This window comes from Acinetobacter calcoaceticus (genome assembly GCF_051947995.1).
Classification (GTDB): Bacteria; Pseudomonadota; Gammaproteobacteria; order Pseudomonadales; family Moraxellaceae; genus Acinetobacter.
The window spans coordinates 38,040-56,868 of the sequence record NZ_JBLVVH010000003.1 but is presented as its reverse complement, the minus strand read 5'-3'; the positions used below and the strand labels follow the sequence as shown (position 1 = coordinate 56,868).

General features: G+C 43.1%; 17 protein-coding genes and 1 riboswitch. Of the genes, 10 read left to right on the top strand and 7 right to left on the bottom strand.

The window, feature by feature from the left end; translation table 11 throughout:
- Nucleotides 1-69: 69 nt before the first annotated feature.
- The 8 genes from yiaA to ACNQO6_RS06080 all read left to right on the top strand — a co-directional run bounded on the left by yiaA (nt 70) and on the right by ACNQO6_RS06080 (nt 6,909).
- Nucleotides 70-537 carry an inner membrane protein YiaA gene (gene yiaA / locus ACNQO6_RS06115; RefSeq protein WP_440208396.1) on the top strand — a complete coding sequence of 156 codons (468 nt, stop codon included), beginning with the start codon at nt 70-72 and terminating at the stop codon, nt 535-537.
- A gap of 241 nt (nt 538-778) precedes the next feature.
- Nucleotides 779-1,207 (top strand): hypothetical protein, encoded by a 429-nt coding sequence (locus ACNQO6_RS06110; protein ID WP_343581647.1) that lies wholly within the window; start codon nt 779-781, stop codon nt 1,205-1,207.
- Nucleotides 1,208-1,354: 147 nt separating this feature from the next.
- Nucleotides 1,355-2,722 (top strand): prephenate-dependent tRNA uridine(34) hydroxylase TrhP, encoded by a 1,368-nt coding sequence (gene trhP / locus ACNQO6_RS06105; RefSeq protein WP_440208710.1) that lies wholly within the window; start codon nt 1,355-1,357, stop codon nt 2,720-2,722.
- Between the two features lies 1 nt (nt 2,723).
- Nucleotides 2,724-2,978, top strand: a complete 255-nt coding sequence (locus ACNQO6_RS06100) for a YfhL family 4Fe-4S dicluster ferredoxin (RefSeq protein ID WP_440208395.1) — start codon at nt 2,724-2,726, stop codon at nt 2,976-2,978.
- Nucleotides 2,979-3,150: 172 nt separating this feature from the next.
- On the top strand, nt 3,151-4,086 hold the full coding sequence (locus ACNQO6_RS06095) for an ABC transporter permease (protein ID WP_440208394.1): 936 nt from the start codon (nt 3,151-3,153) through the stop codon (nt 4,084-4,086).
- 2 nt (nt 4,087-4,088) lie between these two features.
- On the top strand, nt 4,089-4,967 hold the full coding sequence (locus ACNQO6_RS06090; protein WP_440208393.1) for an ABC transporter ATP-binding protein: 879 nt from the start codon (nt 4,089-4,091) through the stop codon (nt 4,965-4,967).
- Nucleotides 4,968-5,020: 53 nt separating this feature from the next.
- Entirely contained in the window at nt 5,021-6,037 is a 1,017-nt protein-coding gene (locus ACNQO6_RS06085) for an isopenicillin N synthase family dioxygenase (protein ID WP_440208392.1), read from the top strand.
- Nucleotides 6,034-6,909, top strand: coding sequence for a hypothetical protein (locus ACNQO6_RS06080; RefSeq protein ID WP_440208391.1), 876 nt, complete (start codon nt 6,034-6,036; stop codon nt 6,907-6,909). The genes ACNQO6_RS06085 and ACNQO6_RS06080 overlap by 4 nt, the downstream gene beginning before the upstream one ends.
- A gap of 119 nt (nt 6,910-7,028) precedes the next feature.
- Here the strand turns inward: ACNQO6_RS06080 and ACNQO6_RS06075 are convergent, their stop codons facing one another.
- The 6 genes from ACNQO6_RS06075 to glyA all read right to left on the bottom strand — a co-directional run bounded on the left by ACNQO6_RS06075 (nt 7,029) and on the right by glyA (nt 15,500).
- Nucleotides 7,029-8,060: an ABC transporter substrate-binding protein gene (locus tag ACNQO6_RS06075; RefSeq protein WP_440208390.1), complete on the bottom strand. Its 1,032-nt coding sequence runs from the start codon at nt 8,058-8,060 to the stop codon at nt 7,029-7,031.
- A gap of 72 nt (nt 8,061-8,132) precedes the next feature.
- Nucleotides 8,133-8,570, bottom strand: coding sequence for a CopG family ribbon-helix-helix protein (locus ACNQO6_RS06070; RefSeq protein WP_005187690.1), 438 nt, complete (start codon nt 8,568-8,570; stop codon nt 8,133-8,135).
- Between the two features lie 307 nt (nt 8,571-8,877).
- Nucleotides 8,878-12,483, bottom strand: a complete 3,606-nt coding sequence (gene uca / locus ACNQO6_RS06065) for an urea carboxylase (protein WP_440208389.1) — start codon at nt 12,481-12,483, stop codon at nt 8,878-8,880.
- Between the two features lie 9 nt (nt 12,484-12,492).
- Complete coding sequence (locus ACNQO6_RS06060) at nt 12,493-13,137, bottom strand: urea amidolyase associated protein UAAP2 (protein WP_440208388.1); 645 nt, start codon at nt 13,135-13,137, stop codon at nt 12,493-12,495.
- Nucleotides 13,138-13,153: 16 nt separating this feature from the next.
- The gene (locus ACNQO6_RS06055; protein ID WP_343580884.1) at nt 13,154-13,891 is read right to left on the bottom strand and encodes an urea amidolyase associated protein UAAP1; all 738 of its coding nucleotides are present in this window, start codon (nt 13,889-13,891) and stop codon (nt 13,154-13,156) included.
- A gap of 46 nt (nt 13,892-13,937) precedes the next feature.
- Nucleotides 13,938-14,038: riboswitch (guanidine-I (ykkC/yxkD leader) on the bottom strand.
- Between the two features lie 208 nt (nt 14,039-14,246).
- Nucleotides 14,247-15,500, bottom strand: coding sequence for a serine hydroxymethyltransferase (gene glyA, locus ACNQO6_RS06050; protein WP_262764179.1), 1,254 nt, complete (start codon nt 15,498-15,500; stop codon nt 14,247-14,249).
- 162 nt (nt 15,501-15,662) lie between these two features.
- On the opposite strand from glyA, the gene ACNQO6_RS06045 reads away from it, so the two are divergent.
- Complete coding sequence (locus tag ACNQO6_RS06045; RefSeq protein WP_440208387.1) at nt 15,663-16,490, top strand: DUF695 domain-containing protein; 828 nt, start codon at nt 15,663-15,665, stop codon at nt 16,488-16,490.
- Nucleotides 16,491-16,543: 53 nt separating this feature from the next.
- Here the strand turns inward: ACNQO6_RS06045 and ACNQO6_RS06040 are convergent, their stop codons facing one another.
- Complete coding sequence (locus tag ACNQO6_RS06040) at nt 16,544-17,785, bottom strand: alpha/beta hydrolase family protein (RefSeq protein ID WP_440208386.1); 1,242 nt, start codon at nt 17,783-17,785, stop codon at nt 16,544-16,546.
- Nucleotides 17,786-18,030: 245 nt separating this feature from the next.
- On the opposite strand from ACNQO6_RS06040, the gene ACNQO6_RS06035 reads away from it, so the two are divergent.
- A complete protein-coding gene (locus ACNQO6_RS06035) occupies nt 18,031-18,714 on the top strand; it encodes a putative quorum-sensing-regulated virulence factor (protein WP_440208385.1) in 684 nt (227 codons plus the stop codon).
- Nucleotides 18,715-18,829: the final 115 nt, after the last annotated feature.

The window sequence follows — 18,829 nt, the reverse complement described above, 5'->3', positions numbered from 1 at the left end:
TGTTCTCTGACCAGTGCTTGGCTATAAATAATACAGGACAAATAGAATGATAAAACAACAGGATAAACTATGAATAATTTTATTAACCGTCCAACTTCAGCCTTTATTGCCGCAAGCTGGGTGGCCTTACTCGCTGGTGCAGTGGGCTTTATGATTGGGTTGTGGAATGCCAACATGCCCTTGCATGAAAAAGGCTATTATCTGGTGATTCTACTTTATGGACTTTTCTCGGCAGCCTCCCTTCAGAAAACTGTCCGTGACCAACTCGAAGAGATTCCGGTAACGGCTATTTATTATGGACTGTGCTGGGCCTCCATGGCGGTCTGTATTGTGCTGTTACTGATTAGCTTATGGAATGCTGAACTGACCATGAGTGAAAAAGGCTTTTATATTATGTCCTTCCTTTTGAGTTTGTTCGGTGTCGTAGCTACCCAAAAGAATATCCGTGATTTAAATTATTTACGGTTACAAACAGAATTTAACCCGCGTCAACTCAAGTTAGAAGAGAATTCTGTAAAAGAAGAACAACAGGACTAACAATCCATCTTCAATCAAGGCTTAAAAATCATTTAAGCCTCTTTCCACCCTCAATCAAGCTATCCATTTGTTTTTTAAACACTATACACTTTCAAAAAATCTAATCTAAAACAAAAGATTACAATCCAGACACCAAAGAGTAATAATTTAGACCCGCTTCTCCACACTTTCATTCTCAAACTTTGTTACATTTGCTGCCATTAGAAAGACGTCCGATTTATAGCGGACACGGAGTCAAAAAATGAAATTAAACGCTTGGTTATGTGGTGCAATTTTTGCAACTTCATCACTTGTTACTGTTGCTCATGCTGATAACGGCACTCGTGTTGCAGCTACATCTGCACTCGGTAGTGTTGTTGGTACTGCAATCGGTAAAGAAATCGGTGGCAATAACGGCGCGATGATTGGCTCTGCGCTTGGTGGTGCGGGTGGTGCTGCTGCTGCAAGTAGCAAACGTACACGTACTGAAGCCGCTATCGGTGGTGGTTTAGGTGGTGTCGGTGGTTATACCGTTGGTAAAAACCTTGGTGGTACGACTGGTGGTTATATTGGGGCTGCTGCGGGTGCCGCAGGTGGTTCAGCTTTGGGACGTAAAGTCGGTCAAGATCGTTATTATGACAATCACCAGTCTAAAAAATACAAGAAAAAAAGAAAGCATCGTCATCATTAATGTCTTAGAAAAAGCACCTTCGGGTGCTTTTTTTATGGGCTGAAGCTTACCTGTCGTGCCATACAATCCCGAGCAAAATACTGGGTTGAATCATTTTTTCGAACTTTCTAAAATAATTCCCTATTTTTTATATGCCTTTATTGCATGATGAATACCGAATTACTCTCTCCCGCCGGTTCCCTTAAAAATATGCGCTATGCCTTTGCCTATGGTGCAGATGCGGTCTATGCAGGCCAACCTCGCTATAGTTTACGCGTACGGAATAATGAATTTGACCATGACAATCTAAAAATCGGGATTGATGAAGCACATGCCTTAGGTAAAAAATTTTATGTGGTGGTCAATATCCAGCCGCATAACAGCAAGCTTAAAAATTTTATCCGAGATATCGAACCGGTTATTGCCATGCAACCTGATGCGTTGATTATGTCTGATCCAGGGCTGATCATGATGGTGCGTGAGCATTTCCCCCAGATGCAGATTCATCTCTCGGTACAAGCCAATGCCATTAACTGGGCCACAGTAAAATTCTGGAAAGATTACGGTCTCAGCCGCATTATTTTGTCTCGGGAATTGTCAATCGAAGAAATTGAGGAAATCCAGGCACAGGTTCCCGATATTGAACTGGAAGTGTTCGTACATGGCGCACTGTGTATGGCCTATTCAGGACGTTGCCTGTTATCGGGTTATATGAATAAGCGTGATGCCAATCAAGGTGCCTGTACCAATGCCTGTCGCTGGGAGTATAAAATCCATGAGGCACAGGAAGATGCCAATGGTGATGTGATACCTGTTCAGCAGGTCGCAACTCAACAGCAATGTTGCTCACAGACATCAAACAGCACCAATACGGCGCAAACGGTTCTGGTGCAACGCAATGATGAAGACATGTTTGCCGCTGAAGAAGATGAGCATGGCACCTATTTCATGAACTCCAAAGACCTACGTGCGGTACAGCATGTAGATCGTCTGACCCAGATCGGGGTAGCTTCACTCAAAATTGAAGGCCGCACCAAATCCTATTTTTATTGTGCCCGTACCGCGCAGATTTACCGTAAGGCCATTGATGATGCGCTGGCGGGAAAAGTCTTTGATCCAAGTCTCATGACCCAACTGGAAGGTTTGGCCAATCGAGGCTATACCGAAGGTTTCTTGCGTCGCCATGTGCATCACGATTATCAAAATTATGCTGATGGTTCATCTCATTTTGACTATCAGCAGTTCTGTGGGGAAGTGATCGGGCGTAACGGCGACCATATTCGGATTGAAGTCAAAAACCGCTTTGTGATCGGTGATTCACTTGAGTTAATGACACCCAAAGGCAATATCAACTTCAAATTAGAACAGATGCGTGATCTTAAAGGCAATGCCATTGAAAATGCCAAGGGTTCAGGTCATATCGTCGAAATTCCTCTCTCCCCCGAGATCGATATTGAATATGCACTGCTGATCCGTAATTTGCCGCACGCCTCAACCGAATTACATTCTGCAGCGCTGAGCTATTCGGCAGATTAATATGGCACTGTTAATTACCAACGCATGTATCAATTGTGATATGTGCTTGCCTGAATGCCCTAATCAGGCGATTAATGAAGGTGCAAAAGTCTATGAAATCGACCCAGAACGTTGCACTGAATGCATCGGTTTCTATACAGCACCTACCTGTGTCGCCGTCTGCCCTATCGACTGTATTCAGCCTGATCCGGCCTGGGTGGAGTCTCCTGATCAATTGCTGATAAAATTCAATAAGCTGAATCTATTCAAGCATTAAGAACTCACTAAAAGATAGGTACAAGCATCACTATCAAATTACAAAGTGCCTATCTCGCTTTTCATTGACTGCACTTCATCCTGATTTTGCTTTTGAGTATCTGCACTGGCATCAAAATTGCTAATGAGTATTACGTTTTATTCAATTAGTATTACTCTATGGGTGTGCGCCTATGCATCATTCAGCTTTGTCAAAAAGGAAAAAGCTTTACCTAAGTCTGGGGTCTTTTCTGATTCCCATCCTGATCTGGAGCTGTGTCAGTTACTTACCGTTTATCTGGCACCCGCAAGTTCAAATTACCGATGCAGGCACAGCCACTTATCTACAGGCAGGAACCCGAATAGATAAACAGGCTTACTATGCTGAGGCCCAAGCTGCCGTCAATCAAGGCAAAACACCGCCTACAGGTATTCTAGTCAATCCGATTTATTTGCCTGCTCCGCATCAAGTGGCGACAGCCCTGTTTACTTCGTTTACCACGCCTCCGCAACAGGCCGATGCGCCTTGGTTACATCAAAGCCTATGGCACAGTATCAAAATTGTATTTACGGCATTTTTGATCTCTTCATTGATCGGTGTGCCGCTTGGTATTCTGTGTGGCTTTTCCAATACCATTTCCAAGCTCACTGAACCCTTTGTCGAGTTCTTTCGCTACCTGCCTGCACCCGCCTTTGGGGCCTTGACGGTGGCGATTTTAGGCATTAATGATGCCCCGAAAATTGCCATTATCGTGATTGGTACCCTATTTCAGCAAATTCTGATTATTGCCAATACCACCCGCCTGGTAGATCGTGGCCTGGTTGAAGCCGGTTATACCCTTGGTACCAATAAGCTCAAGAGCCTGTTCCATGTGGTGATTCCCGCGGCATTGCCCGACATTTACCGTGATCAACGGGTTTTACTCGGTTGGGCGTGGACCTATTTGATTGTGTCGGAACTGATTGGTGCAACCTCAGGAATTACCTGGTTCATTACTCAACAGGCGCGTTATCAGAACTTTGACAATGTTTATGCCGCCATCCTGATTATCGGGGTGATTGGACTGTTGTGTGATTTGATTTTAATGAAATTCGGCACATACCTATTTAAATGGAAAAAGGGAGTATAACTATGACGGATAATTTTGATGCCAAAGCCTATTTTCAGCATATTTATACGCGCCCCGTGATGCTGGAAACCAAGCAACTGACGCAAATTTTTCGGCATGGTACTTCTGAGCGGACGGTGCTGAACCAGATTGACTTGCGTATTCATAAACGTGAGTTTGTCTGTGTAATTGGTCCTTCTGGCTGTGGAAAATCAACCTTAAGTCGTGTGGTTGCAGGTCTAGATGACTACCATAGCGGTGAGGTGCTGGTCGAAGGTCAAAAGATTAAAGGCTCGAGTTCAGAACGTGGCATGGTGTTTCAAGGCTATACCTTATTTCCATGGAAAACCGTCAAAGAAAATGTGATGTTTGGCCCCTTAATGAAAGGTATCAGTCAAACCCGTGCCGAAGAAATGGCACGTGAATGGATCAATATTATTGGTCTAGAAAAATATGAAAATCAGTTTCCCCATGAACTTTCAGGTGGGATGAAACAGCGTGTCGCCATTGCCCGTGCCCTAGTCAATGAACCCAAAATCTTACTCATGGACGAGCCTTTTGGCGCACTTGACCCCTACACCCGACAAAAAATGCAAAAGCATTTAATGGACTTGTGGCAAAACATCGATATCACCATCTTATTTGTCACGCATGACATGGATGAAGCCATTTTACTGGCAGATCGGATTGTAGCCTTGAAAGCCAATCCTGGTGAGGTAAAAGAGATTATCGAAGTTAATTTACCACGCCCACGAACCATGGAATTGATGCAGTCGCCCGAGTTTAAACAGCTTCGGGAACGTGTCGATCTATTGGTACATCATCAAGAAGAGGCGCTAGATCCTGCCTTACAGGATTTACCTAAAATTCCACGTATGACCCAAATGAGTACACAGAAATAAAATAGCATTTGGGACGACCCAATCTGCTTCATTTATTGCTGGACGACCAGCCGATGGTGAATCTCATGAACCATGATTATGTGTTGCCCTTGATTGATATTTCCTTACTTAATAGTGCGAATTTAGAAGATCGCAAACAGGTCGTAAGGCAACTTGACCAAGCATGCAAAGACGTTGGCTTCTTATACATTCAAGGTGAACAATTTCAACCCGAACTGTTCGATCAGTTAAAACAAACCGCGCAGCACTATTTTAGCCAAGACCACACCACTAAAATGCAGCATTATATTGGCCTTTCCGAAAATCATAGTGGTTATGTGCCAATCGGTGAGGAACAATTTAAAGCCAATGTCTATGATCTAAAAGAGTCCTATGACATCAATTATGACTATCTCGGAGAGCAGCATCGCCGTCCTTTGCTCGGGCCAACGCTGTGGCCTGAAGATGCCCACTTTAAACACACCGTCTTAAATTATTATCAACATATCAAAGCCATCGGCAATCAGCTATTTAAAGCTTTTGCTTTGGCACTTGATTTGAATGAAGACTTTTTTGAACCGCATTTAAAGCATGCACCGAGCCAATTGAGACTGATTCATTATCCCTACAATCCCGAGGCAGAAGATCAATCGGGTATTGGTGCCCATACCGATTATGAATGTTTTACCCTTTTATTTCCAACAGCGGAAGGTCTACAAGTATTGAATAAACAAGGCCAATGGATCGATATTCCCTTGATCGAAAACAGCATGGTCATGAATATTGGCGACATGATGGAAATCTTATCCAATGGTCGTTATCTGGCAACCAAGCATCGCGTAAAATGTGTACAGCAAGAACGTTACTCTTTCCCGCTGTTTTTCTCCTGTGATTATGACTACCTGATTCAACCTCTGATTCCTGATGAGGCACCGTTATATCCGCCAATGAAAGGTGGTGAGCATCTATTTAATCAGACGGCCCAAACTTTTATGTACCTCAAGCAACGCATTCAGTCAGGTGAGCTGGTACTTGAGAATGCCCGTCCGCTGTACTCCTTTGGGTTAAATGAACAGGGAGCAAGAGAATGAATCTAATGAACTTATTAGCACAACTTGAGCCGACAGTAATTGATGACCACTTGCCCTTACCACGCTATTTGTTGGGATGTTTTAGACGTAAAAGTATCAGTTTCTTCAATGGCATGACGGATGAAAAAACTATTGTGTATTGGTTTCAGTCCAGATCTTTCAGCATTGACCTCCGATTGATCGATGCCAATCAAACTGCGGTGCATGAGCGACAAGGCTGGATTGGCGATACTTTATGGGATTCAGAGCACGAATTACTTTCTTGGCAAGTTCATCAAAACTATCAGAATCATATTCAATGGCCCGAACCTGCCAAGCTTTACCTAATCGGCAACAGTATTTTAGAGTTTTCACCTTCCCATGCCTATGTAGAAGATTGGCGGCAACAGGCTCAACAGGGCCTATTGCTCGGGTTACGCCTATTCCAGATGCAACATGTGGCAACACAAAAGATTGTGCCTATGGATGGGGGCTTGATGATCTCCGATCAACATATGGCTTATGCACAATCACGCCTTCCGCAACAACAAAATCAACTGAAAAATGGCCCGATTGATCATCCTGAAAATGATCTAAAAGCCATTGAAAGCTATGAAGTCTCGGTTGCTTTAAATGGTTCTCCTATTGGTTTTAGTACCATCAGCAGTCGTTTGCAGCAATCAATTTCACTCGATGATTTTGAAATAGAAGATGCCAATACCCTAATCCAACTGAAACAGATTGAAGGTGAGCTGTATCGACTTTATTTTCATCTGGATATGTATCAACCAGATTTTGTATTTCACACCACAACCGCAACTACCACGGATACACAGCAATGGCTGGCTGCTGAACAAAAGCATTTATTAAAAAATGCCATACGGACTTACTAATCCTGCTTCGATCTGATTAATTTTGAAAGGACAATCCTTTATAAAAAGATTGTCCTTTAAATTTTAAAACCTGAAAATAAAAAATCGTTCTTATAGAACGATTTTTTATACAAGATTATCTATTTCAACTCATCCACCAAAGCTGGATAGATCAAGCCATCTACATCCACTTCGGTTTTATAAATGCCATTACTGACATTGAATTGATTGACGTGATAGGTTGAACCATAAATCGAATCAAAACCTGTTCCCTTCTGGAACACTTTCTTATTTGCTGCGATATCCAGTAAATGCGTGCCCTCAATGAATTGTTCATATTGTTGAGGATCAACACCGACACGATTGGCCATGATTTTTACCGCATCCGCATGCGTTGCAGGGTCTTGGATATATTTCACCGTTTTATCCCAGACTTGAATCAGTTTTTTCCAGTCTTCTCTATGCGCCGATAAATGACTTGGATTTACCGCCAAGGTATCGTAAATCAAACCTGGTTTATCTTTAGAACTATAAATAATCTTGGAACCTGCAACAGCTTTTAAGGCTTGATTGGCAACAGGTTGCCAAACCGCAATTGCAGCAACATCCTGACTGCCGAACACTTGAGGAAGTTCATTGGTCACTGAATTGACCAGTTTGATATCTGAGAATGGAATCTTGGCATCGGTCAAAGCCGTCGATAACAACAGGTGATCGACCAAGCCCTTTTCTGTAGCGATGGATTTCCCTTTTAAATCCTGAAGGCTGTTAATACCATTCTTGGCAATAATGACATCATTACCCGCAGAATAATCGGTCACCATAACGATCATGCCCTTGCTTCCGCCCGACGCATTCACCAAATTATCTCCATTGGTAATAAATACCGCATCGAGTTGATTGGCAGCAAAGGCAGAAATTGAAGCCGAATAATCAAACCATTTAAAATCAACATTTAAGCCTGCATCTTTGAGCCAACCTTTTTCAATTGCTACTTGCCAAGCCACCCAACCCGGCCAATCACTATACCCAATCATCATTGCAGTCGTTGACGTCGCATCTTTGGCCTCGGACGCTTTCTCCGCCGTTGGGACCTTAGCCGCATTATCACACGCTGCAAGGCCCAGTCCAAACAGCACTGAAACGGATAAAGTTGCTATTGCTTGCTTCATAATCACCCCCTATCTTTTTTGAAAATTTTGCCCACATCTAAATCATGTATTTAGCGACAATACCGACGCTTGCTAATCGTTTTGCTGTAAAGGTGGCATTACGGCATCCATGAGTTCCAGATGCCCTTTAATCACCCCTTTTAAGGCAGTAAATTGTTGGCTAATCTGTTTAAGGTCATTACTGCCACCTTGTAACAGCATGACTTCCAATATTTTTTGTTGATCCAGTTGAATATGTAATGAACTGATCACCTGTTCTAAAAACTTCTGCTGTAAATCCAAGAGTTGCATACGCAACGGCATACAACTGGCGTCATAAAGCAAGGTCAGTGTGCCGACCATAACCGCATTTTGCTGTGCCTGTTCAGCAATGAGATGCTTGTTGATCATGTCGACAATCGCCTGAGAGCGACTTTCATAATGCTCTTCGACAATGGTTTGATCTAAGGCCTCAACCGTTTTTTCAGGGACGGTAATACTGATTCGAGTCAGTTTAGGACGCGCATTCATAATGATCAGACTAGTGTTATTGTTTAGGAAGCTGGGTTTGCTTTACATACAGACCTGCCCGAACGGTCAGTAAATTGGCAAAACAGCGCGCTGCAACTTTGAAATACTGAATTAGGATTGATTGCGTTTTCATAACCACCTCAGCCTGAGTAATACCAAATTTATAATTCGTAATATTTAATGCAGTATCTATGCCAGTTTTTTAGCCAAATTCTGTAGATAAATAACTACAAATTGCTGAATAAATGCACATAAAAAAAGCCCTATGTTTCATCATAGGGCCTTTTTTGCATCATGAATTTAATCGCTATAGCGTAGGCGCAAGCGTAAATAACGCCTGTCCTGTTTTTACCGTTTGCGCTTTATCAATCAAAATGCTGTCGACTTTCATTTTTGCAGGTGCAAGTATGGGGATTTCAATTTTCATTGCTTCAATTACCGCCAAGGTTTCACCCTCTTCAATAATATCGCCCACGGTACATTCAATTTTCCAGACCGAGCCTGGCATATGTGACTCCACGATCATGCCACCGTTCGGAACTGTGATCTCTGAATCCTCCAATAGCACATCCATACGTTCAGACACATATTCAGCTAAACCTGCTTCATGCCAGCGACGACGCTCCTCTTCAAAATTGCTTTGCTGAACCTGTTTAAAGGCCTGAATACTGCTTTCATTGTCTTTCAGAAAAGCATTATAGTCTTTGAGATTCAGTACCCCTTCTTCGATCCGCAGTTGCAAACGACCTGCTTTAAAGTCTTCCCGCATGTCCAGCAACTCAGACTCAGACACTTCATAAAAACGGATCTGGTCAAAGAATCTGAGCAACCACGGCTTGTACGGTTCAAAATTCGGATTTTGACGATAACGGCTCCATACCTGTGTGGTACGTCCTACAAATTGATAGCCACCCGGCCCTTCCATCCCATAAACACACATATAAGCCCCGCCAATTCCAACTGCATTCTCAGGCGTCCATGTTCGGGCAGGGTTATATTTGGTGGTGACTAAACGGTGCCTTGGGTCGAGTGGTGTAGCAACAGGTGCACCCAGATAAACATCGCCCAAGCCCATCACTAAATAAGCAGTATCATAGACCACGTCTTTTACTGCTTGCTTCGATGCAAGCCCATTAATACGGCGAATGAACTCGATATTATCGGGACACCATGGCGCATCTGGACGAACCAATTGCGTATATTTTTCGGTCGCAAGCTGCGTTTGTGAATCCTCCCAAGCTAAAGGCAGATAAACAGTTCTAGACGGTACTTGCATATTTTCAATATCAGGTAATTCACTTTCAGCCACCTGTAACAAGCGGAGTAAATCCAGTTGCTCTAAGACCGTCGAATCAAAATGAATTTGTAATGAACGAATGCCCGGCGTCAGATCAATGATGCCCTGAATATTTTGTTGCTGTACCCATTGCATCAGGGCATGAATACGGAAACGTAAATTAAGATCCAGAACCAGTTCACCATATTCGACTAACAGATATTGGTTTCCAGCGGGGCGATAGCTCACTTTCGGTTTATCCGCACCCTGATCCAAAGTCGCCAACACCGCTTTTTTTAAAGTGACAGGCTCAGCTTTGAATACAGGTGAAAAATCAACCTGCGATATCGTTTCATCCTGTAAAGCCGATTGATAGCGTTGTTCTAACTGTTGCGCCTGTGCATAGCTGACAGGAATAAATCTCACTTTATCACCAGCTTTGAGTTGCCCTAATTTCCATAACTCTGAGTTAATTACGACCACAGGACAAACAAAACCGCCTAAACTCGGACCATCAGGTCCTAAAATAATCGGCATATCTCCCGTGAAATCAATTGCACCAATCGCGTAGGCATTGTCATGGATATTGGATGGATGTAAGCCCGCTTCACCTCCATCAATCCGTGCCCATTCAGGTTTGGGGCCAATCAATCGGATACCGGTACGGCTCGAATTAAAATGAATCTCCCAGTCTTGATCGAAAAACATAGAAATATCATTGGGCGTAAAGAAATCAGGTGCACCATGTGGGCCATACATGACCGCGATTTCCCATTCAGTTTTAAAATTTGGGATGTGTTCAGGTTTTAAAGCAACTGTTTGTTCGGTTTTCGCCTCAGTGATGGGCAACATATCACCCATCAACAAGTTACGTCCGGCATGACCACCGAACTGCCCTAAGGTAAATGTGGCTAAACTGCCTAAATAAGCAGGCAGATTAAAACCATGTTTAATCCCGATATAACTACGGCACCCCGTACTGATACGACCGCATTTTAACACCTGCCCTTTACGGACATTGATACTTGACCACATTGCGACAGGCTGACCATCCAGACTGACCTCCATCTCACCGCCAGTAATGGCAATCTGACTATCACAATGAAACTTTAACGTTGGTCCAAGCAAAGTACATTCTAGACCTGAACTGTTAAATGCATTACCCAGCAGTTGATTGGCAACATTCAGGCTCAATGCATCCATGGCGCCTGAAGGTGGCACCCCAACATCCCAATAACCCAGACGCCCGGTCACATCCTGTACTGCAGTCTGGATACCTGCTTGCAGCACCTCTATTTTCTGGGTTCTCCATTGAAAATGATTCAAGAAACGGGTGGTCTGTGTCCCTTGCTGAAATACTTCACCCGCGATAATTTCCTGTAGATATTCGAGATTGGTTTCAATTCCTGCAATTTCCGTATTACTTAGGCTATTTTGCATGGCAATAATCGCCTGCTCTCGATCCTCTGCCGTGACAATGATCTTTGCAATCATTGGATCATAAAATGGTGAAACGTTTGAACCGGTTTCGACCCAGGTTTCGACCCGTGATTGAGCGTCAAATTTGACACTGGTCAATAATCCTGCGCTGGGTTGAAAGTTCTTGATCGGATCTTCGGCATATAAACGCACTTGTATCGAATGGCCTTTGGGCGGTTCAATCTGTTGCGGTGCTTGCCAGTCCCCACTGGCCAAGGTCACCATCCATTCAACCAGATCAACAGCATACACCTGTTCCGTCACACCATGTTCCACTTGTAAGCGCGTATTCACTTCTAAAAAGTAGAACTGTTGTGTATCGGTATCCATCACAAATTCAACCGTACCCGCAGAACGATACTGCACCGACTGCATCAGTTGAATCGCGACCTGTTGGATATAGTTACGTTGCGCATCGTTTAAGTGTGGTGCAGGTGTCTCCTCAATCACCTTTTGGTTACGGCGTTGTACGGAACAATCACGCTCACCGAGCGCAATGACATGGCCCTGACCATCACCGAAAATCTGTACTTCAATATGACGGGCATTTTCGACAAACTTTTCCAGATACAATCCTGCATCTTTAAAATTGGCTTGCGCCAGATAGGAAACGGTTTGATAGGCTTCTTTTAATTCCTGTTCATTCCAGACCAGTCGCATACCAATACCGCCACCGCCTGCGGTGCTTTTCAGCATCACTGGATAGCCAATCCGATCGGCCTGAAGCAATGCATCATCCAAGTCGATAAGCAACTGACTGCCCGGTAGCAAGGGCACATTGTTCTGAATCGCCAATGCTCGTGCAGTATGTTTTAGACCAAAATCACGCATTTGCTGTGAAGTTGGACCAATAAAGGCAATCCCCTGTTGCTCGCACAGATCACAAAATGTGGCATTTTCCGATAAAAAACCATAACCTGGATGAATCGCTTCAGCCCCTGTGTGCTGTGCTGCAGCAAGGATTTTTTCAATATTTAAATAACTTTGCTGTGCAGCTGAATCACCGATAAAAATCGCTTCATCGGCTAGACTGACGTGCAAGGAATCCCGGTCGGCTTCGGAATAGACGGCAACCGATTGAATCCCGAGTTTTTTTAAGCTACGGATAACACGACAGGCAATCGCACCACGATTGGCAATGAGTACTTTTTTAAACATTATGTCACCTCACGCGTCACGTATAACAAGCTGGATTTTGGTTGGATTATAGGCATTGCACGGATTATTCAATTGCGGACAATTCGAAATCAGCACAATCAGGTCCATTTCGGCCTTGATCTCCACATATTTACCCGGCGCCGAAACTCCATCTTCAAACTTTAAATGGCCCTCTGCAGTCACAGGCACGTTCATAAAAAAGTTAATATTGGGTCCAATATGACGAACATTGAGCTGATGCTTTTTGGCAATTGGATGCTGTGCCAAGGCATACATAAAATTATTACGGCAACTGTGCATCGGATATTTATCATGCGCATAACGAACGGTATTGCTTTCACATGAACATGCACCGCCCAAAGTGTCATGTCTGCCACAGTTATCATCGACAATCGTGGCAATGGGACGGGCAAAATTACTAAATAAAGTCGTGCCTTTCTCTAGATAAAGCTGCTGATTTTGCGCCAAGGTATCAGTTGCGCTATAACGTTCTTCGGCATTGTTGGCACTGAGAAACAAGGTATCGACGGCTTGGTTGCCTTCCAGATCAATAATCCGAAAATACTGGCCTTGCTTCACCTCCCCCATCCATGCTTCGCCTGCAAGGCAAGTTTCGTCTAAAACAATCTGTTCTATCTTTGCTGATGCTGTCATTTGTTTGCTCCCCAACTTAATTCGACAATGCGTAATAGCGTGTGTTATTGGCAAAACCGCGCTGATTTTGAGCACATGAATCCCGACAGATATCCTGTTCGGTTAAGGCATGGGCTTTGAATAGGCGAAGCTGGATATCGGAAGGCTGATAAGGTGTGGATGAATCCAGTGGATGTGGTGCCGCAGAAAGAAAGACTAGACAATCCATTTCAAAGCGCAGTTCGATCTTTTGTTGTTGATTATCGTCAGCGACATAGCTTAATCGCCCTTGATCATCAGGCTGGACTTTTGAAAATAAATTTACCGTCGCACTCAGATCCGCCTGACCTAAACCAAACTTGGTCAGTTCAACCAATAAACTATCCAGACCATTTTGATGCATGTCATTACGTGCATCCTGAAAGTTTTTCTTGCCAAACTGTTGTGCAATTTGCTGTGCGGTACTGGGACCGCAAAACACATCATTCCAGCCATGTTCATCTTGAATAATGGAGGCCATCACACGACCCAGATCAGAATACAAAACATGCCCTGTCGAAAGAAATGCCGTATGTTGTGCTTTCAGACTATCAGGCATATTAAAACGCTCAAGTTTGTCATCAGCATTGACACAGAACAAAGACACATTGGCATGATGCCCCAGCGCTTCCAGTTGTAAGACTGCACCGCGCTGGATGCGAGCAGACCAGTGATGACCACCGGGTAATGTTTCTTCCCACAGTACTTTATTGTCGTGATAGAACGATTGATTCATAACAAACCTCTTGCGGATGCTTAACCTCGTTATGGCAAAATGCCTGACCTCCCGGGCTTTTATCCCTCCGTGTAGTTCTATCGAACCGTTATCTCTCGGACCAGTCATGTCTCCTGTGGATACACCGGAACCCTAGACAACTTTAGCTATATTGTTATGAAGCAAAAGACATGCCAGATTAGTAATACGATTTTTCATATTCGTAATACCAAAATGATCATTTTTGGACTGTTCAGCGTGCACTTTTAAAAAGAAAGCACCAATGTGATGCTGTAGGACTAGAAGAATGGATACATTTAGGTTTTCTTTATCCATAAAAAAAGCGCCTGACGGCGCTTTCTTTTAGATATACAAATTATTTTGCATATACAGGGAATTTTGCACAAACTGCTTCAACTTTTGCTTTCACGTCAGCAATCACTTTTTCGTCACCTTTGCTATCGATCACGTCAGCGATCCAGCCAGCAAGTTCACGAACTTCAGCTTCACCAAAACCACGTGTGGTCACTGCTGGTGTACCAATACGGATACCAGAAGTCACAAATGGTGAACGAGGGTCATTTGGAACCGCGTTTTTGTTTACAGTGATATGCGCTGCACCTAACCATGCATCAGCGTCTTTACCCGTTACGTCTTGTTTGATTAAAGACAACAAGAATAAATGGTTTTCTGTACCGCCAGACACAACATCATAACCACGTGCGATTAATACTTCAGCCATCGCCTGCGCATTCTTCACAACTTGCTGTTGGTAAGTTTTGAATTCAGCAGACATTGCTTCTTTGAAGCAGATTGCTTTTGCAGCAATCGCATGCATCAACGGACCACCTTGGTTGCCCGGGAATACAGCCGATTGAAGTTTTTTCTCGATTTCTTCGTTTGCTTTAGCAAGGATCAAGCCTGAACGTGGACCACGAAGCGTTTTATGCGTCGTTGTAGTGGTTACGTCTGCGATTTGTACCGGGTTTGGATATACGCCAGCAGCAACAAGACCTGCAACGTGAGCCATATCAACAAACAGATACGCACCTACTTTGTCAGCAATGTCACGGAAACGCTGCCAGTCTACAACTTGGCTATACGCAGAGAAACCCGCAACGATCATGCGTGGCTTATGCTCTAATGCTAGACGTTCAACTTCTTCATAATCGATTTCACCCGTTTCTGGGTTTAAACCATACTGGATTGCATTATACGTCTTACCAGAGAAGCTTACTTTAGCACCGTGAGTCAAGTGACCACCGTGCGCCAAGCTCATACCCAATACGGTATCGCCCGGGTTAAGAAGCGCAAGGTAAACAGCCGAGTTCGCTTGAGAACCAGCGTGTGGTTGAACGTTTGCGTAATCAGCGCCGAATAATTCTTTTGCGCGATCAATTGCAAGTTGCTCGATCACGTCAACATATTCACAACCGCCGTAGTAGCGTTTGCCAGGATAGCCTTCTGCATATTTGTTAGTAAGTTTTGATCCCTGTGCTTCCATCACAGCTGGTGAACAATAGTTTTCAGATGCAATTAACTCAATATGCGCTTCTTGGCGTACGCCTTCAGAAGCAATCGCTTGAGCTAATTCTGGATCAAATTCAGCAATAGAAATATTGGCAAACATTAGCGGAGGGTCCTATAAATTAGGGCTTTTAAGCCGTGCTAAAGATTGGTGCGTATTGTAGCACGAAGTTTGCCTTTTCACAGATTGATATTGATTAAATTCTTGGTGAATTTTACTGATCTTGCTTGCTATTCTATCAATCAAATAAAAAAGGATATGCAAATGGGATTTATTGACAAATTTCTTTCGAAGAAAAATCGTACACCACACAACTCCACTGAGAATCCAATATTAGAAGTTCCTGAAAATTGGAATTTTTATATGTGCCAAATAGATGAGCAGCCTGCCAGTTATTTCTTAAATCTGGCTTTAGCAGAAGTTGCACCCCTACCAGAAAGATCAATCCTAGTCTGGATAGAAATACAAATGAATGACTCAAGAGAAGATGGATTATCTTCCAGTGAAGAGTTCGATCATCTGGCCGAGATGGAAGATCAAATCATTCCCGCACTTACAAATCACCATCCGATACTTTATGTAGGACGTTTAACCCATAATCACTTGAGAACATTTTATTTCTATGCTCAGGATGGAATAGATGTCGAACATAGCATTGATCACATCATGCAAAGGTTTCCAGATTATAGCTATCGATTCAGTCAAGAGAGCGATTCAAACTGGTCAACCTATTTGGATTATATGTATCCCTGTGAAGAAAGCATGCAATCGATTTCCAATAGAGCGGTCATTGAGAACCTTCAAAGTCACGGAGACAATCTTGAGCTTGCCCGACCTGTAGATCACTGGATTTATTTTCAGAATGAAAATGACAGTACAAATTTTTTGAATGCCGTTAATGGCTTAGGTTTTGAAGTAGTGAGTCAAACATACCTTGCGGAGCAAGCACATCATCCCTATCAGTTACAGATTTCCAGAATTGATCATGTAGACCTACAGTCTATCGATGCATGTACCCTACAACTCTGGAAATTGGCCCAGCAATTTAATGCAGAATATGATGGTTGGGAAACCCAGATCATTAAAAATTGATGAAACAAGCCCAATCATCGTGATACACCGATTGGGCTTGTCAGGATACTGACTTAATTATTCGCAGGCATCGCAGTTTTTACATCATTGACAATATTCCCGATATTCAAGACATAAGCTGTACCGTGATCCCATTCGGCACTAGTAAGATATTGGATTTTGGAGCCTTTATTCTGTGCTAGCGCAACAAGTGCATCCGTTGCCGCTTTAGGAACGGTAGTATCTTGTGCACCTTGATAAATCGTGACAGGCTGATTCAACTTCACTTGAGCGGGTTGTGAATCTTTTTCCAAAAATGTTTTCACCAATGGCACAGCCATGAAATTGGTTTGTGTGCGAGGGTAATTGGTTAAACTATTATTGTTTTTGCCAGCATAATCCAACATGGCGGCTCCAAACTTTTTACCTAGCACATCAAAGCAATCCGTTTCTGCATTCTTAGCGATCCCATCCGTTGGCGACTGGAATACATTTGAATAGCTAAAGCTTGGTTCAAGATTTCTTAGTCCAGCGGTAATTAAGGCAGTAAATGTATCCAGTTGCGCATACATTTCAATTTTTTGTGGTAAAGGTGCATTTTCAACGGATGCATTACCATTAACCAAAATAGCTGCCAAATTAGATGCAGGTGCAACAGCAATCGTTCCTTTATAATCCAGCTTGGCACGGCTTTGATATTGTGCTGCCCCTAATGCCGCTTGCCCACCTTGTGAATGCCCTACCGTCATCCATTGACGTGATACAGTTTTACCTTGTCCTGCCAAATAATATCGTGCAGCAACTACTGCATCTGTAATAGAGAATGCCTCACTCTTAACATTCAAGAAGGGATGCAATTCTCGGCCGCTTGGTTCTCCCAAGCCTTCATAATCAGGCGCAACTACCACGTAACCAGCAGCAAGCAATTGCGTAATCATACTTTGAATGTAAGGGTTAGTTACATTACGACTTGGCGCACATTGATCTGCCACCCCTGTTGTACCATGTGCCCATGCAACAATTTTCCATCCGCCTGGAGGTGTTGGCCCGCCTGGAACAAACAACAGGCTGGTTGCCATCGTTTCCTTACCATTCTGTCCCAACATTTTATAGGTGAGTACGGAACTTTCAGTAGCTACTGCGCTAAAATCTGTTTTGGTATATGCTACTGGAACCCCCACAACCGGATCTTTAATATTATTCTCAGGAACTTCGGGTTTCGGTGTATAGGTTGTATTCCCCCCATCACCGCCACCACATGCCGTCAACAACAGGCTCGAACTCAACATCGCAATTGATAATAATTTCATATTCATACAGTTATCCCTTAACCATTTTCTTTTTCATTTTAATACTTAGTATTTTTTTTACTAAGGCAATTACTTCCATAAGAATGCGCTTAATAACAAATTGTTCAAGTATTTTTTCCATTTTCGATGTTAATTTATCCAAACTCAATTTTATGTTAAAAAAAATAAAGTGACCTTGGCTGATTCACCCCTGTTTCAAATAAATTTCTTGTAAGATATTGGCATTCTCCACTCAGCTCAGGTCGACTTTCATGCAAGCCATTATCCTAGATACAGAAACACATACCTTGAATGGTTTGCCGATTGAAATTGCCTACGCTCCGATTGAAATCGAAAATGGAAAACTCAGTCTGGATAAAAAGCAGATTTTTGATCAGCTTTATCAGGTTGGACAACCGATTTCTTATGCTGCCATGGCAGTGCACCATATTTTAGAGTCTGATCTGGAGGGACAACCTTTTTATAATGAGTTCCAGCTTCCAACTCAAACCATCTATATTATTGGTCATAACGTTGACTATGATATTGCCGCTATTGCCCGTTGTGGTGTCGATGTATCTCAATTAAAGCCAATCTGTACTTTAGCCCTTGCACGCCATGTCTGGGAAAATGCTGAAGCACACAATATCTCCGCCCTCATCTATCTGATTTCTAAAGGTAGCGATAAAGCGCGTGAAATGCTTAAAGGTGCACATCGTGCCGATGCCGACATTATCTTAACCGCCAATATCCTGATGCATATTATTCATCAGCTGAATATTCAAGATATTGAACAACTCTATGTTGCCTCAGAACAGGCACGCATTCCTAAAAGTATCACCTTTGGCAAACATAAAGGAACGGCCATTCAGGACCTTCCTGCCGACTATATTCAATGGTTGATGCGTCAGGAAGATCTGGACCCGTATTTACGCAAAGCCTTAGAAGCAAAATGAGTCAAATAAACTCAAAGCCAAAACAGCTTAACAGTCTTTGCTCTTGATTTTAAAAGGCAGTAACATTTAATAAATTGTTAATATTACTGTCATTTTTTAACTCTATCTTAATTTC

What these genes read in the sequence shown, in the direction of transcription:
- yiaA (WP_440208396.1), top strand. Translation starts at nt 70, where the DNA reads ATGAATAATTTTATTAACCGTCCAACTTCAGCCTTTATTGCCGCAAGC.
- ACNQO6_RS06110 (WP_343581647.1), top strand. Translation starts at nt 779, where the DNA reads ATGAAATTAAACGCTTGGTTATGTGGTGCAATTTTTGCAACTTCATCA.
- trhP (WP_440208710.1), top strand. Translation starts at nt 1,355, where the DNA reads ATGAATACCGAATTACTCTCTCCCGCCGGTTCCCTTAAAAATATGCGC.
- ACNQO6_RS06100 (WP_440208395.1), top strand. Translation starts at nt 2,724, where the DNA reads ATGGCACTGTTAATTACCAACGCATGTATCAATTGTGATATGTGCTTG.
- ACNQO6_RS06095 (WP_440208394.1), top strand. Translation starts at nt 3,151, where the DNA reads ATGCATCATTCAGCTTTGTCAAAAAGGAAAAAGCTTTACCTAAGTCTG.
- ACNQO6_RS06090 (WP_440208393.1), top strand. Translation starts at nt 4,089, where the DNA reads ATGACGGATAATTTTGATGCCAAAGCCTATTTTCAGCATATTTATACG.
- ACNQO6_RS06085 (WP_440208392.1), top strand. Translation starts at nt 5,021, where the DNA reads ATGGTGAATCTCATGAACCATGATTATGTGTTGCCCTTGATTGATATT.
- ACNQO6_RS06080 (WP_440208391.1), top strand. Translation starts at nt 6,034, where the DNA reads ATGAATCTAATGAACTTATTAGCACAACTTGAGCCGACAGTAATTGAT.
- ACNQO6_RS06075 (WP_440208390.1), bottom strand. Translation starts at nt 8,060, where the DNA reads ATGAAGCAAGCAATAGCAACTTTATCCGTTTCAGTGCTGTTTGGACTG.
- ACNQO6_RS06070 (WP_005187690.1), bottom strand. Translation starts at nt 8,570, where the DNA reads ATGAATGCGCGTCCTAAACTGACTCGAATCAGTATTACCGTCCCTGAA.
- uca (WP_440208389.1), bottom strand. Translation starts at nt 12,483, where the DNA reads ATGTTTAAAAAAGTACTCATTGCCAATCGTGGTGCGATTGCCTGTCGT.
- ACNQO6_RS06060 (WP_440208388.1), bottom strand. Translation starts at nt 13,137, where the DNA reads ATGACAGCATCAGCAAAGATAGAACAGATTGTTTTAGACGAAACTTGC.
- ACNQO6_RS06055 (WP_343580884.1), bottom strand. Translation starts at nt 13,891, where the DNA reads ATGAATCAATCGTTCTATCACGACAATAAAGTACTGTGGGAAGAAACA.
- glyA (WP_262764179.1), bottom strand. Translation starts at nt 15,500, where the DNA reads ATGTTTGCCAATATTTCTATTGCTGAATTTGATCCAGAATTAGCTCAA.
- ACNQO6_RS06045 (WP_440208387.1), top strand. Translation starts at nt 15,663, where the DNA reads ATGGGATTTATTGACAAATTTCTTTCGAAGAAAAATCGTACACCACAC.
- ACNQO6_RS06040 (WP_440208386.1), bottom strand. Translation starts at nt 17,785, where the DNA reads ATGAATATGAAATTATTATCAATTGCGATGTTGAGTTCGAGCCTGTTG.
- ACNQO6_RS06035 (WP_440208385.1), top strand. Translation starts at nt 18,031, where the DNA reads ATGCAAGCCATTATCCTAGATACAGAAACACATACCTTGAATGGTTTG.